Annotated in this window: 17 protein-coding genes; 13 read left to right on the top strand and 4 right to left on the bottom strand. The window is 32.5% G+C overall.

Features of this window, described 5'->3' with window-relative positions; all coding sequences use genetic code 11:
- Nucleotides 1-53: 53 nt before the first annotated feature.
- Nucleotides 54-935 carry an ACP S-malonyltransferase gene (gene fabD / locus EJA19_RS08295; protein WP_125467896.1) on the top strand — a complete coding sequence of 294 codons (882 nt, stop codon included), beginning with the start codon at nt 54-56 and terminating at the stop codon, nt 933-935.
- A gap of 11 nt (nt 936-946) precedes the next feature.
- Nucleotides 947-1,435 (top strand): signal peptidase II, encoded by a 489-nt coding sequence (gene lspA, locus EJA19_RS08290; protein WP_125467895.1) that lies wholly within the window; start codon nt 947-949, stop codon nt 1,433-1,435.
- Nucleotides 1,436-1,470: 35 nt separating this feature from the next.
- On the opposite strand, the gene EJA19_RS08285 is transcribed toward lspA, so the two are convergent.
- The 3 genes from EJA19_RS08285 to EJA19_RS08275 form a co-directional block, all read right to left on the bottom strand.
- Entirely contained in the window at nt 1,471-1,662 is a 192-nt protein-coding gene (locus EJA19_RS08285; RefSeq protein ID WP_125467894.1) for a hypothetical protein, read from the bottom strand.
- 188 nt (nt 1,663-1,850) lie between these two features.
- Complete coding sequence (gene galE, locus EJA19_RS08280) at nt 1,851-2,876, bottom strand: UDP-glucose 4-epimerase GalE (RefSeq protein ID WP_125467893.1); 1,026 nt, start codon at nt 2,874-2,876, stop codon at nt 1,851-1,853.
- Nucleotides 2,869-4,002: a DegT/DnrJ/EryC1/StrS family aminotransferase gene (locus EJA19_RS08275; RefSeq protein ID WP_125467892.1), complete on the bottom strand. Its 1,134-nt coding sequence runs from the start codon at nt 4,000-4,002 to the stop codon at nt 2,869-2,871. The genes galE and EJA19_RS08275 overlap by 8 nt, the downstream gene beginning before the upstream one ends.
- An 82-nt stretch (nt 4,003-4,084) precedes the next feature.
- Between EJA19_RS08275 and EJA19_RS08270 the strand changes: the two genes are divergently transcribed.
- On the top strand, nt 4,085-5,317 hold the full coding sequence (locus EJA19_RS08270; RefSeq protein ID WP_125467891.1) for a 3-deoxy-D-manno-octulosonic acid transferase: 1,233 nt from the start codon (nt 4,085-4,087) through the stop codon (nt 5,315-5,317).
- 121 nt (nt 5,318-5,438) lie between these two features.
- A complete protein-coding gene (locus tag EJA19_RS08265; RefSeq protein ID WP_125467890.1) occupies nt 5,439-5,792 on the top strand; it encodes a hypothetical protein in 354 nt (117 codons plus the stop codon).
- Nucleotides 5,793-5,842: 50 nt separating this feature from the next.
- Here EJA19_RS08265 and EJA19_RS08260 read toward each other — a convergent pair whose 3' ends face one another.
- The gene (locus EJA19_RS08260) at nt 5,843-6,853 is read right to left on the bottom strand and encodes a LacI family DNA-binding transcriptional regulator (RefSeq protein ID WP_125467889.1); all 1,011 of its coding nucleotides are present in this window, start codon (nt 6,851-6,853) and stop codon (nt 5,843-5,845) included.
- A 148-nt stretch (nt 6,854-7,001) separates the two neighbouring features.
- On the opposite strand from EJA19_RS08260, the gene EJA19_RS08255 reads away from it, so the two are divergent.
- The 9 genes from EJA19_RS08255 to EJA19_RS08215 all read left to right on the top strand — a co-directional run bounded on the left by EJA19_RS08255 (nt 7,002) and on the right by EJA19_RS08215 (nt 14,058).
- Nucleotides 7,002-7,424, top strand: coding sequence for a hypothetical protein (locus EJA19_RS08255; protein WP_125467888.1), 423 nt, complete (start codon nt 7,002-7,004; stop codon nt 7,422-7,424).
- 39 nt (nt 7,425-7,463) lie between these two features.
- Entirely contained in the window at nt 7,464-8,180 is a 717-nt protein-coding gene (locus tag EJA19_RS08250) for a hypothetical protein (RefSeq protein WP_125467887.1), read from the top strand.
- Between the two features lie 68 nt (nt 8,181-8,248).
- Complete coding sequence (locus tag EJA19_RS08245) at nt 8,249-8,464, top strand: hypothetical protein (RefSeq protein WP_125467886.1); 216 nt, start codon at nt 8,249-8,251, stop codon at nt 8,462-8,464.
- Nucleotides 8,464-8,829 (top strand): DUF2200 domain-containing protein, encoded by a 366-nt coding sequence (locus EJA19_RS08240; RefSeq protein WP_125467885.1) that lies wholly within the window; start codon nt 8,464-8,466, stop codon nt 8,827-8,829. The genes EJA19_RS08245 and EJA19_RS08240 overlap by 1 nt, the downstream gene beginning before the upstream one ends.
- A 52-nt stretch (nt 8,830-8,881) precedes the next feature.
- The gene (locus EJA19_RS08235) at nt 8,882-9,262 is read left to right on the top strand and encodes a hypothetical protein (protein WP_125467884.1); all 381 of its coding nucleotides are present in this window, start codon (nt 8,882-8,884) and stop codon (nt 9,260-9,262) included.
- A 73-nt stretch (nt 9,263-9,335) separates the two neighbouring features.
- Nucleotides 9,336-10,355, top strand: a complete 1,020-nt coding sequence (locus EJA19_RS08230; RefSeq protein WP_125467883.1) for a TQO small subunit DoxD — start codon at nt 9,336-9,338, stop codon at nt 10,353-10,355.
- 88 nt (nt 10,356-10,443) lie between these two features.
- Nucleotides 10,444-11,730, top strand: coding sequence for an APC family permease (locus EJA19_RS08225; RefSeq protein ID WP_125467882.1), 1,287 nt, complete (start codon nt 10,444-10,446; stop codon nt 11,728-11,730).
- Between the two features lie 202 nt (nt 11,731-11,932).
- Nucleotides 11,933-13,585: a solute:sodium symporter family transporter gene (locus tag EJA19_RS08220; RefSeq protein WP_125467881.1), complete on the top strand. Its 1,653-nt coding sequence runs from the start codon at nt 11,933-11,935 to the stop codon at nt 13,583-13,585.
- Nucleotides 13,586-13,614: 29 nt separating this feature from the next.
- Nucleotides 13,615-14,058, top strand: coding sequence for a hypothetical protein (locus tag EJA19_RS08215; RefSeq protein ID WP_125467880.1), 444 nt, complete (start codon nt 13,615-13,617; stop codon nt 14,056-14,058).
- Nucleotides 14,059-14,080 lie beyond the last annotated feature (22 nt).

Genomic DNA, 14,080 nt, shown 5'->3' with positions numbered 1-14,080 from the left:
GGTGGATAAAACTTATTATTCCTATTTTTGCAACAATAAATTTTTGAAAAACAATGAAAGCATATATATTTCCTGGTCAAGGTGCCCAATTTTCTGGAATGGGCTTAGACCTTTACGAAAACTCACAATTAGCGCAAGAACTTTTCGAACAAGCTAATAATATTTTAGGTTTCTCCATAACCGACATTATGTTTGAAGGGTCTGCCGAGGACTTAAAACAAACCAAAGTAACACAACCAGCTATCTTTTTACATTCGGTAGTATTAGCCAAAACATTAGGCGATAACTTTAAACCAGATATGGTTGCTGGTCATTCACTTGGAGAATTTTCAGCATTGGTTGCTAATGGTGCCTTAACTTTTGAAGACGGTTTAAAACTTGTTTCACAACGTGCTCAAGCTATGCAAAAAGCATGCGAACTAAAACCAAGTACTATGGCGGCTGTTTTAGGGCTAGATGATGATATTGTTGAAAAAGTATGCGCTACCACAGAAGGTATTGTTGTTGCCGCAAACTACAACTGCCCTGGACAATTAGTTATTTCTGGAGAGGTTGACGCTATTAACAAAGCTTGCGAAGCCTTAAAAGAAGAAGGTGCTCGTCGTGCTTTAGTTTTACCTGTTGGTGGTGCGTTCCATTCACCATTAATGGAACCAGCCCGAGAAGAACTAGCCGCAGCTATTGAAAATACTACATTTAGTAAACCTAATTGCCCCATTTATCAAAATGTAACAGCCAATGCGGTAATTGATGAAGCAGCTATTAAAACAAATTTGATTTCGCAACTTACTGCGCCTGTAAAATGGACACAGTCTGTACAGCAAATGATTACCGATGGTGCCACATTATTTACCGAAGTTGGCCCAGGGAAAGTACTACAAGGTCTTGTAAAGAAAATAAATCGTTCTGCTGAAACAGCTTCTGCAACTTTATAAATTAATACTTAATGAAAATATCTCGTTCTGTATTTATTGCTATTTTAATTGTTTTTAACATAGCCATTGATCAAATAAGTAAAGTTGTTGTAAGAGCTAATGTAACGCCTTACCAAGAAAGCGATATTATTGGTAAATATTTTATTTTAACTAATGTTGAAAATAGAGGTGCTTTTCTAGGTATGGGAAGCGACATGAACCCAACCTTGCGTCTTATTTTCTTATTAATTTTACCAACTGTTGTTTTAGGCTATGTAACCTATTACATTTTAAAAAACAAATCGCTAGACAAACATTCTTTAATTGGATTTTGCTGTATAATTGGTGGTGGAATAGCCAATGTTTTTGATAGGTTTGCTTATGGCTCTGTTACCGATTTTCTTCATATAGATTTAGGTGGCGTTTTTAAAACAGGAATTTTTAATGTCGCAGACATGTCTGTCATGCTTGGCCTTGGCTTATTACTTTACGCCAATTTTAGACATAAAAAAAGCCTCTAAAAAAGAGGCTTTTTTTATAGTTTTATATGATGTTATTATCTTGCTAAAACGCAATCTTCACAATCTTTTATTTCACCGTAATAGGTCTCTCTATATTTATGCACTGTTTTGTATGGAATACTTATAAAGTACTTTCTAATGTAAGTTACTTTAGTAAGTAATTCACCCATTCTTGGCGTATGTCTTTTTTCTTCTTTTGTTTGTCTTTTTACAGTAATCAATCTCATAATATCAGTTAACATTAAGTACAAAATAACGAAGGTTTTATGTAAAACACAAAAAATGAAGGTTAAATCATTGTTAATCAGAATATTATTTTCATATTAACAATAATAAACAAAAAAGGTTGTCAAATCGACAACCTTATGATAAACTTGTATGTGATATTTATAATTTCTTAAAAATTGAGAAAAAACTAATCTTTTGTAATTTTTTTCTGCCAATTCCATGCTGAAAGCAAAGCTTCATCTAATGATAATTTAGCTGTCCAACCAAGTTCGTTATTGGCTTTTTCTGTATTGGCATAAGCGGCTATAACATCACCTTCTCGTCTGTCTGCTATTTTATAGTTTAAAGTTTCTCCTGAAACTTTTTCAAAAGAATTAATCACTTCCAAGACAGAACTTCCTTTTCCTGTTCCTAAGTTAAAGACTTCATAGTGCGCTTTATTTTCATTATTTAACAAGCGCTCTAAGGCTACTACATGAGCTTTTGCTAAATCGACCACATGAATATAATCACGAATACAGGTACCATCTTCGGTAGGATAATCATTCCCAAAAACGGATAACTGTTCTCTAATTCCAGCTGCAGTTTGCGTTATAAACGGCACTAAATTTTGAGGAACGCCAATAGGTAATTCTCCTATATGAACAGAACTGTGTGCTCCAATAGGATTAAAATAACGTAGTGCTATAGCTTTTAAATTAGAATTTGCTTTACACGTATCCTTTATAATCTCCTCGCCTATTTGCTTTGTATTACCATAAGGTGATTCTGCTGGTTTTATTGGTGCACTTTCTTTTATTGGCAACTCATTGGCTTGCCCATAAACAGTACAAGAGGAACTAAAAATAAAGTTTGGCGAATCCATAATACCAAACTCTTGAAGTAAATAAACTAGTGTGGTTAAGTTGTTTTCATAATACAACAATGGCTTATCGACACTTTCTCCTACGGCTTTACTTGCGGCAAAGTGAATAATACCTTCAATATTATTATGCTTTTTAAAAAATGCTTGAACTTTAGGTTTGTCTCTTAAATCTAACTTTTCAAACTCAGGTAATTTTCCAGTAATGTTTTCAATACCATCTAAAACAGACAATGAGGAATTCGATAGGTTATCTATAATAACAACATCAAATCCTTTATGTTGTAATTCAACAACAGTATGCGAACCAATAAACCCTAATCCACCTGTTACTAATATTTTTTTAGCCATTAATAAAGGTCTTTATATGATTTGCTATAAACGCGATTTGTTCATCGTCGAGTTCGGTATGCATAGGTAACGAAATGACTTCTTTCACTAACTGATTGGTTACTGTAAAATCGGCTTCGTTATATCTAGAATCTTGATACGCTTTTTGGTTGTGCAACGGAATAGGATAATAAACACCACAAGGAATATTATTATCGTTTAAATATTGTACCAAAGCATCTCTATCTACTCCTGACAATTTTAATGTGTATTGATGATATACATGATTATCTTCGGCACCACATTCGTAAGGTGTTGTAATCTCGCTAACATCTTTAAAGTGTTCATTATACTTATGAGCTGCTCGCCTTCTTGAAGTGTTGTAAGTATCTAAATGCACTAATTTAGCATCTAATACAGCTGCTTGAATAGAGTCTAATCTAGAATTTACGCCTACAACATCATGATGGTACCTTTTATACATACCATGATTTACAATACCGCGTATGGTGTGTGCTAAATCATCGTTATTGGTGAAAATCGCACCACCATCGCCATAACACCCTAAATTTTTTGATGGAAAAAATGACGTTGATGACACATCGCCTATTGTTCCTGCTTTAGCCTTGTCGCCATTAGCATAAGTATACGTCGCACCAATAGCTTGTGCATTATCTTCAATCACATAAAGGTTATGCGCTTTTGCTACCTCCATGATAGCCTCCATATTGGCACATTGTCCAAATAAATGAACAGGCACGATTGCTTTTGTGTTTGGTGTAATAGCCTTTTTAATAGCATCAACATCAATATTAAACGTATCTGGCTCAACATCAACTAAAACTGGGGTTAATCCTAGTAAAGCAATAACTTCTACCGTTGCTGCGAAGGTAAAATCGGCGGTTATCACCTCATCACCTGGCTTTAAACCAAGTCCCATCATAGCTATTTGTAAAGCATCGGTACCATTTGCACATGGTATAACATGCTTAACACCTAAATAGTTCTCTAGATTTTTTTGAAACTCATGAACCTTTGGTCCATTAATAAATGTTGCCGTATCAATAACTTCCTGAATAGCAGGATTAACAACATCTTTTATACCGGAATATTGACCCTTTAGGTCAACCATTTGAATTTTTTTCATACCCCACGAAATTACAAAATTCACCAACGTTAACCAATGATTTTTTATTAAAGAAACGTATTTTAGCAACAAAGTAAAAACCTTGCATTTTCTTTACAACATTCTCATTTTTTTGGTTCATCCAGTTTTAAAACTTGTTGGAGTATTCAACAAAAAAATAAAATTAGGTGTAATTGGAAGAACCAAAACATTTAAATTACTTGAAAAACATTTAAGTAATAATCCGCAAACTATTTGGTTTCATTGTGCTTCTTTAGGCGAGTATGAACAAGGCTATCCTGTTTTTAAGGAGATTAGAGACACTTACAAAACACATAAAATAGTCCTTACTTTTTTCTCACCTTCTGGATATGAAATTAAAAAAAACACCAACATTGCCGATGTTGTTTGTTATTTACCTTGGGACACAACAGCTAATGCTAAAAAGTTTATCAACTTAGTAAAACCAGAACTAACTGTATTTGTAAAATATGATATTTGGCCTAATTTTTTAGCCGAATTAAAAGTACGTAATAGTAAAGCCATATTAATATCGGCGCTTTTTAGAGAAAGACAGCTTTACTTTAAACCACAGTTTAAGTTTATGCGAAAGGCACTTTTTGCTTTCGATTATATTTTCACCCAAGATGATATTTCAAAAAATATCTTAAAAAGCATTGGTTACCATAACGTCTCCGTGAGTGGCGACACACGCTTCGATAGAGTTTTTAGTCAACTAAACATGGACAACGACTTAGATTTCATCAAAAATTTTAAGCAAGATAAGCTTTGTTTAGTTGCGGGTAGTACATGGCCAGAGGATGAAAAATTGCTCGTCGATTTTATTAATAATCATAATAATAATATCAAGTATATTATTGCACCACATAATATTAAACCACTTCAAATTGAAAAACTAAAAAGTAGTATTAATAAAAAAGTGGTTTTATTTTCTGAAAAAGACACAAACAACCTTGAAGATGCTCAAGTCTTTATATTAAACACCATAGGGTTACTATCAAAAGTTTATAATTATGCCGATATAGCTTATGTTGGTGGTGCTATTGGTAATACTGGATTACACAACACATTGGAAGCAGCTGTTTTTAAAGTACCAATTATTATTGGTAATCACTACGAAAAATTCCCTGAGGCATTTGATATGATAAAACAAGGGAGTATGTTTTCTATAAAAACACAACAAGATCTTGAAAAGATATTACTAGAACTCGTTAAAAACACACCACTTCGCATAAAAACAGGTGATGATAATTTTAATTATATCGAAAAAAATACTGGAGCTGTCATCCAAATCATGGACTTTTTACGTAAATAAACCATGAAAAACATAACTAATCGCCAAAATTGTTAAAATATGTTAAATAATATTTGCATAGTTACATGATTAGTTGTTAAATTCGTTTTTATTAAATTTTTAACACTAAAACTTTAAACTGATGAAAAAATTATTATTAAGCGTTGCCTTATTAATGGCTTTAGGATTAACTGTTACTTCTTGTAGAGACACTAAAAAAGAAGAAGCTGCTGATGCTATTGAAAACGCTGCTGAAGAAACACAAGACGCTATTGAAGAAACTGCACAAGATGCTGGAGACGCTGTAGAAGAAGCTGCTCAAGATGCTGAGGATGCAGTAGAAGGTGCTATGGATGACGCTAAAGATGCCGCTAACGACGCTATGGATGAAGCTGACGAAGCTGTAGACAAAGCTGTTGAAGGTGCTAAAGAAGCAGGTGATGCTGTAGAAGATGCCGTAAACGAAGCTGGCGACAAACTTACAGGAGACGAATAATAAGATTGTTATTCTTTCAATAAAAAAGGCTCAAAATCTGAGCCTTTTTTTTATATATTTTTTGTAGAGTTCCTTTCTACTATTTTTGTTTTAACAACCTTATTTACTGGTTCGGCTCTTAACTTTCCCTCTATCCTATCTAAAAGAATACCTGCAGCAATCTTGCCTATATTTTCGGCATGTTGGCTGACTACAGTTAAAGAGGGGTTGGCGTATTCTGCTACCATACCATTTGTAAACCCAATAACAGAAAGGTCTTGAGGTATTTTAAGATTATTTAATCTGGCAGCATTTTGAGCTAAAGCAGCAGAGTATTCATCTGCAGCTAAAATGGCATCAATTTTTTGATTATTAAATACTGTTGATAATGCTTTTTCTATTTCGGTATAATGGGATACGTTAACAATATTAGGCTCCTGGTTTAAACCAGAAACAGCTTTCACATAGCCATCTTCTCTATGTTGCCCAACACTCGTATTTGAAATAGGATTTAAAAACAGGATATTCTTACTTCCTAAATCCGACAAAAATTTTACGGCATTGAAAGCGCCTTCAAAATCATCTACCGTTACTTTATCGCAAGTTATATCATCTAAAACACGATCAAACATAACCATTGGCATATTATGTTTTGCGCTTTTTTCAAAATGATCGTAAACTTTGCTTTTTTGGGTTTCTTCAGCGACCGATAAAATTACACCGTCAACACTACCATTTATAAAGGTATTAATACTTTCAGCTTCTTTTCGACTAGATTCATTAGAAAGGCATATAACTATTTTATAGCCTCTTTCTGTAGCTTCTTGTTCAATACCGTAGAGAACTTTATTAAAAAACTCTATTAAAATGGCTGGAATAATAACTCCTATGGTTTTTGTTGACCTAGATTTTAAACTTCTAGCAATATTATTGGGTACATAATTACAAGATTCTGCAATATCTTTTATACGCTGTCTTGTTCTTGCTCCAATTTCAGGACTATCGTTTAAAGCCTTGGAAACTGTTGATACAGATACTCCCGCAAGATTTGCTAAGTCTTTTAATGTTGTTTTAGATGGCATAATTACTGTAATAATAAATAATTATAAAAATATAACTTATTTTTTGCAATGTAATCATTAATATACCTTGTGAAGCTATCTTTTCTTTTAAAGTTATACCTTATTTTGTTATCTTAGTTTAAGCAAACCTAGATAAACCATAATTTCTATGAAGTTAACTGTGTTAAAACAACATACACTTAAATGTTTTTTAATTTTAGCTTGTATTATTTGTTCTACAAGCAACGTTAAAGCTCAAAAACAAACTAGACTCGCTCCTTTTAAATTGGTTATAAAACACAACACTAACCATGATTTTACCTTAACAAGCCTTAAAGGTACAATATGGAAAAATTTGTCTTTTACTTTAAAAAGTGATACACCACAAGTTATCGACGAATATGGTTTATTAAGTTCTGGAACAACTTCTAAAGTAGCTCCACCAAACTTAACCGATTTTCTGTTTACCATAACCAAAACCGCCGATGGTGTTTTATTAAAAGGGCTTGAAGGAACTACTTGGACAGAACTTTCTTTTAGCTTACCAAAAAATAGCAAACAGTTATTTACTCATAAAGGTATGGTGAAGTAGTTAAAACAAAAACTTGCTTAAATTTTCAATCACTTATTCGTGAAATATCTTTTTTTTATATTTATTTTAACCGTAACCTGTATATCCGCAAAGGCTCAAAAATTATATAAATTTGACTATTTAATTACTTACGAACGATACTTTTCTGGAGAAGACTCTACTAAATCCTATCCTGTAAGTTATTTAACTAACTCTAAAGACAATAGCTACCTTGCAAAAATTACTTACTTACATGATAACGACATTCAAATTATATTTTTTAAACGCGATGTTATTTATGCTAATGTAAAAACTACACAACAAGAACTTATTAAAGCAGAAACTATTTCTATTCCTTGCTCTGCCATTACCAAACTAAAAAACTCCCACAAACATCTAACCAAAAACTATTATTTTACTAATTTAAAAGATACTATAATTAATAATTTACCACATGCTGTATATACATTGCAAAGTAATTATAAACCACGAAAAAAAAGACGAAAAAAAATAGGAAAGAACATTTATATAGTTGATAAATCTACTAATTATCACTTACCAATACTTACGTTTAGTACAGCTTATGAGGAATGGCTTGAAGAAAAAAATATTCCAAATGGTATTATAACTCAAAGAATATATGTCAATCATTTAAATAAAATAGGTTCAATTAATAAACTAAAAAACATTTATAAAATTGATAAAAAGATTCTTATCCCTAAAGAATGTTGGCCTCCTAAAATCCCCCAAATAAAAATATCACACAGTTTCCACTAATATGCCTCTATCTATTAAATTTATAGCTTAATTTTTTGTTACCTTAGTCTAAATTCTCAAAAAAACCTATGAAAAACCCTATTTCCCTAATTACATTTTGCTTATTACTAACCTTTACCTCTTTAAAAGCCCAAGAACAAAACACCTCTCATTTTACTCTCAAGGCTTCTGGTGGTATTAGATATAGTTTTGTTAAAAATGATACCCAGCCTAACTACAATTTAAGTAGTAATTATGCAGACATACTTTTAAACTACAACATCACTAAAAAATTAAAGCAATAATGGCTAAAACTCACGACGAACGTATAGCAAGCATGACCTTTGCCTCGGTTTATCCTCATTATATTACCAAAGTTGAAAAAAAGGGTAGAACCAAAGCCGAGCTCCACCAAGTTATAAATTGGCTTACTGGTTTTGACGATAAATCCATACAAAAGCTTATTGAAGATAAAGTTACTTTTGAAACCTTCTTTAAAAAAGCTACGCTACACCCTAATGCGCCGTTAATTAAAGGCGTTATTTGCGGCTATCGTATCGAGGACATTAAAACACCCTTAACACAGCAAGTGAGATATTTAGATAAATTAGTTGATGAATTAGCCAAAGGCAGAAAAATGGATAAAATTCTACGAACGCCAAAATCTTAACTTTAAGAAAACAATAACACCGTTTACAATAGCTGTTTTATAGATTTACAGTGTGAAAGAAAAAACATCTATAAAAACAATCGCTTCTTTGCTTTCCTTGGTAGGGTTAGCTGTATTGTTAATTCTTTCCCCTTGCAAGGTTAGAAACTTTATTCAACAGGAACTTGGTATCCAACAAACCGAAGTTTCCAATAAGAATAAAACCACAATAAGCCTTTCTAATTGTGTTGACACTGAAATAACTACGGATAATTTCACATTAGAAAAAAACAGCTTTTCACAACAGTTAATTGCTACTAAAACAGGTATTAGCACTTCGTTTATAGCAACTGATTTTAGTTATAATCACACACCTTCTTATGTAGCAAGAAAACATACAAGTGCTACAATTCCTCTCTATATTTTATATCAAAACTTTAAAAATTATCTGTAATTAATTACGCTTATTCACCTCGTATTGCCAGTTAATGTTACTGGTATTTTATTAATTAACAGATATTTTAAAAATGACATATAACAAAAAAAATGATGCTGGACTTTTAGCCCTAGCATTAAGATTAGTAATTGGCTGGACCTATTTTTCGGCCTTTTGGAGAAGAACAGTATTAGCCGATAAACTCGACCCCGAATTAGCGGGTTATATAGGAGAAAAATTTAACCACTTTTTACCTCACGCTTTAGGCATCAAACCCATAATCCAATATTTAGTAGAACATCCCGATATTTTATGGATAAACATGGTTGCTTTTACTATAATTGAAGGTATTGTTGGGTTATTAATTATGTTTGGGGTATTTACCAGACTCATGAGTATAGGCGTATTTGGCTTAGCTATGGGCATTCTTCTAGGCTCTGGCTGGATTGGCACCACTTGTTTAGACGAATGGCAAATAGGAATTCTCGGTATTGCTACAGGGTTTGTATTATTTTTTACAGGTAGTGGAAAATACTCCATAGATAATTACCTTACAAAAAACAAGTTTACTATAACCAAAAAGAGGTGGTTTGCTTGGCTTGGATCGGGCATATTACCTATTAAAGAGACTATTTTCCCTAAGATTATTTTAGCAGGATCGGTAGCTATTTTAGGAATTACCCTAATGACCAATCAAGTTTTCCATGGTGGTTTGTGGGGCACACTTCATAATAAATCGGTAAAACCAAAATTGGAAATCACCGAAGGAAATATTGAAAACAACACTTTATCATTTGATGTTTTTAGAACTGAAGGCGTTGATGTTTACGGAGCTTGGATTATAGGTATTGAATTACTTGACCCACAAAATAAGACCATACTAAAATACACCCCTACAGATTTGGCTTCTTTAAACAACAATAGTATTTCAAACTACTATATTGCCAAGGTAAAACCAGGACAGCATAGCTTAATTATTCCTCTAGGTGCTAAAGCAAATTTAACTTTAAAACACCCTGATTTAACACAGTTAACAAAAGGAATTTATACGCTAAAAATAACAGATATTAGCGGCGCTTATTGGCTGCATCATATCAATATAAATAATTAAGTTAAAAATAGTCTATGTAGATTTTACTCAAATTTTACTACCTTTCAACTAAACATACCGCCTAACCCTACGGTAAAAGCTATACAAAATGACAGATTCTAAAAAAATAAGTCTTAAAAACGCTATATCGATAGGTATAGGTGGCATGGTTGGTGGTGGTATTTTTGCTGTACTAGGATTAGCCGTTTCATTAGCTAAAGGCGGTACGCCAATAGCTTTTTTATTTGCGGGAATATTAGCTTTAATAACGGCTTACAGTTATGTAAACCTATCTAAAAAATACCCAGACAGAGGTGGAACTGTTAAATTTATTAATCAAGGTTTTGGGGAAACCATATTTAGTGGCGCGATAAACAACCTACTCTGGGTAAGTTATATTGTTATGTTATCGCTATACGCCTCTGCTTTTGGTTCTTATGCGCCAAATCTTTGGGAAATCACGCAAAATAAATCTATCGATTTTCATATTTACGCTAGTGCTATAATACTATTGGCCACAGCTATAAATTATTACAGTATTACTGTAGTTGGTAAAATAGAGTCTTACGCTGTTATTATTAAATTAATTATTTTAATAGGCTTTATTGGTATTGGGTTTTATGGGTTAATGGATAACCCAAATGTTAGCCAGTTATCCATATCTCATTGGGAAAACCCCATAAAACTTTTTGCTGGGGGCATGGTTATTTTTGTTGCCTACGAAGGTTTTGAATTAATTGCCAATGCAGCTCCCGATATTATTAACCCAAAGAAGAACATATCAAAGGCTTACTATTTCTCAGTCATTTTTGTTATACTTCTATATATTGTAATTGCTCTTGTAACGGTTGGCTCCCTTCCTTTTAAACAAATTGCAAAAGCTGAAGATTATGTTTTAGCCGAAGCTGCCAAACCCATGCTAGGACAGATTGGTTTTACTATAATTACTATAGCTGCACTTATATCAACATTTTCTGCTATAAATGCCTCTTTATATGGTGGGAGTAAAGTAAATTATGAAATTGCTGAAGATGATGAGTTACCTCATCACTTTTTGGCTAAGTTCTGGAACCAACCGATAGGCTTATTAATAACAGCTATAACCACATTAATTTTAGTAAACACCCTACATCTTGAAAGCATTTCTACGGCTGGAAGTATTGGGTTTATCCTCATTTTTGGCATTGTTAATTTTATTGGTTATAAATTATCAAGTCAAATGCAAACGAGTAAAATAATTCCTCTTTTAGGGTTTGTACTTTGTTTTATCGCTTTAGTTATTTTAATAAATCAACAACTTAATTCAAACCTCACTGGAGTTTTAGTTTCTATTGGTATTATTATATTTTGTTTTGTTATAGAATACATTTATAAAAAAACTGAAAATAAACATTAATCTTACATTCACCACAACCACTTGGAGTAAGTAAAAAAACAGGGCATTCATTGTGTTTGAAAAAATCGTATGAGAATGGTTCTTTTTTTATCAATTTTTCAATATTTTTTTTTAATTCAACAATTGCACTAATTCTTTAGATTATCTATACTACTTACAGTATTTGAATTGTATATTTAGCTTCTTAACTAACTAAAAAATCATGATTGGATTACTTTCCTTTATAGGATTTACAGCGCTTGTGGCTATTATTTCTTATTTGGCTACACGAAATACCGATGAAAACTCTTCAGACGGTTATTTTCTTGGCGGTAGAAGTTTAACAGGTGTTGTTATAGCCGGGTCGTTATTACTTACCAACCTTTCAACAGAGCAGATTGTTGGACTAAATGGTACGGCATACAAAGAAGGTGTTCTTGTAATGGCCTGGGAAACCTTAGCAGCTATTGCTATGGTAATTACTGCTATTTTTCTTTTACCAAGATACTTAAAAGGTGGTATTGCAACGATTCCCACATTTTTAGAACGCCGATATAACAAAACAACTAAAGCAATAACTTCTGGGTTATTCTTAAGTGGCTATGTTGTTGTATTGCTACCTATAGTTTTATACTCTGGCGCATTAGCTATAAATAGTATGTTTGATGTGCCTGAAATGTTAGGCGTATCTAAAACAACTGGCTTATGGATTACTGTATTTTCTATTGGTATTATAGGGTCTATTTATGCCATTTTTGGAGGTCTTAAAGCAGTAGCAGTTTCCGATACAATTAATGCCATAGGCCTATTAATAGGAGGCTTACTTATTCCTGTTTTTGGGTTAATGGAAATTGGCAACAATAGTATTTCTGAAGGAATTTCGACACTTCTTGAATCGAATCCAAAAAAGTTTAATGCTATTGGCGATGTAACAGCTTCGGTGCCCTTCACCACTATTTTTACAGGTATGATGCTGGTACAATTATTTTATTGGGGTACCAATCAAGCCATTATACAACGTGCTTTAGGTGCTAAAAACCTAAAAGAAGGGCAAAAAGGACTTTTACTAGCTTCTTTTATAAAAATTTTAGGTCCCTTAATTGTAGTTTTACCAGGTATTATTGCTTTTCATATTTTTCAAGGTAATCTTTCCAATCCAGATGAAGCATATCCGGAATTAGTCACTCGTGTATTACCAGCATCTTTAGTAGGCTTCTTTGCTGCAGTATTATTTGGTGCCATACTTAGTTCATTTAATAGTGCTTTAAACAGCTCGGTAACCCTATTTGGCGTAGATATTTATAAAGAATTTATCAATAAACAGGCTTCTGAAATTCAAATTGTAAAAGCGGGAAAACGTTTTGGCGTTTTATTAGCCTTACTGTCTATGTTTGTAGCGCCATTTATAGCTAATGCTCCAGACGGGTTATTTGGCTATTTACAAGAAGTTAACGGTTGTTACAGTATTCCTATTTTAACTATTATTGTTGTGGGGTATTTAACCAAACGTGTACCAGCAATTGCAGCAAATATTGCTATCTTATCTGGAGCTATACTATATATTATAAGTCAGTTTGTATTACAACCGTACTATGTTGATACGGCATTAGCCAATGCTAAAGCTGCCTCAATTACAGATGCAGGTGCATTAAGCTTAATTAAAGCCCAAGCTTATCCACATTATTTACATGTTATGGCTATTCTTTTTGTATGTAATATTATTGTTATGCTTATTATTGGTAAATTTTTCCCTAGAAAAGAAGCTTACACAGATACATTTACTCATGAAGTAGATATTACTCCATGGAAACATGCAAAAACAGTAGGAATTGGCATTACACTTATTGTTATTGCAGTTTATATTTATTTTTCGTAATAAAGCTACACAAACCAAACATAAACTACATGAAACAACTATTAGTAATTTTATTACTTATAACCTCAGGAAACTTATTTTCTCAATCTAATCCAGAGAGTTTAATAAACACTTTTTTTGAAACTTATGAAAAAGATGCAGGTAAAGCTGTAAAAGATTTATATGCTACAAATAAATGGACTGAACGGATTAAAGACGATATTGATAAAATTATTGGAACCGTAAATGGATTCACTGAAAATTATATGGGAAAATACTATGGATACGAAGTTATTACTTCTAAAAAATTCTCAGAAAGTTTAGTTTTATATTCGTACCTAATAAAATATGAAAGGCAACCTTTAAGGTTTATTTTTAAATTTTACAAGCCAAATAATAAATGGGTATTATACTCATACGCTATAGATGATGACTTAGATATTGAAATTCAAGAAGCCGCAAAACTATATTATCTCAACTTGGATAAAGAATAAAACAAAAAGGCTTTTACAGTAA

The sequence above is a fragment of the Mangrovimonas spongiae genome (genome assembly GCF_003944795.1).
GTDB lineage: Bacteria > Bacteroidota > Bacteroidia > Flavobacteriales > Flavobacteriaceae > Mangrovimonas > Mangrovimonas spongiae.
This window is presented reverse-complemented; position numbering and strand designations above follow the sequence as displayed.

Bases quoted from the DNA above. Each gene is read 5' to 3' on its own strand.
- EJA19_RS08245 (WP_125467886.1), top strand. From the start codon at position 8,249: ATGAAAAACCCTATTTCCCTAATTACATTTTGCTTATTACTAACCTTT.
- lspA (WP_125467895.1), top strand. From the start codon at position 947: ATGAAAATATCTCGTTCTGTATTTATTGCTATTTTAATTGTTTTTAAC.
- galE (WP_125467893.1), bottom strand. From the start codon at position 2,876: ATGGCTAAAAAAATATTAGTAACAGGTGGATTAGGGTTTATTGGTTCG.
- EJA19_RS08260 (WP_125467889.1), bottom strand. From the start codon at position 6,853: ATGCCATCTAAAACAACATTAAAAGACTTAGCAAATCTTGCGGGAGTA.
- fabD (WP_125467896.1), top strand. From the start codon at position 54: ATGAAAGCATATATATTTCCTGGTCAAGGTGCCCAATTTTCTGGAATG.
- EJA19_RS08265 (WP_125467890.1), top strand. From the start codon at position 5,439: ATGAAAAAATTATTATTAAGCGTTGCCTTATTAATGGCTTTAGGATTA.
- EJA19_RS08255 (WP_125467888.1), top strand. From the start codon at position 7,002: ATGAAGTTAACTGTGTTAAAACAACATACACTTAAATGTTTTTTAATT.
- EJA19_RS08220 (WP_125467881.1), top strand. From the start codon at position 11,933: ATGATTGGATTACTTTCCTTTATAGGATTTACAGCGCTTGTGGCTATT.
- EJA19_RS08285 (WP_125467894.1), bottom strand. From the start codon at position 1,662: ATGAGATTGATTACTGTAAAAAGACAAACAAAAGAAGAAAAAAGACAT.
- EJA19_RS08215 (WP_125467880.1), top strand. From the start codon at position 13,615: ATGAAACAACTATTAGTAATTTTATTACTTATAACCTCAGGAAACTTA.
- EJA19_RS08275 (WP_125467892.1), bottom strand. From the start codon at position 4,002: ATGAAAAAAATTCAAATGGTTGACCTAAAGGGTCAATATTCCGGTATA.
- EJA19_RS08240 (WP_125467885.1), top strand. From the start codon at position 8,464: ATGGCTAAAACTCACGACGAACGTATAGCAAGCATGACCTTTGCCTCG.
- EJA19_RS08225 (WP_125467882.1), top strand. From the start codon at position 10,444: ATGACAGATTCTAAAAAAATAAGTCTTAAAAACGCTATATCGATAGGT.
- EJA19_RS08230 (WP_125467883.1), top strand. From the start codon at position 9,336: ATGACATATAACAAAAAAAATGATGCTGGACTTTTAGCCCTAGCATTA.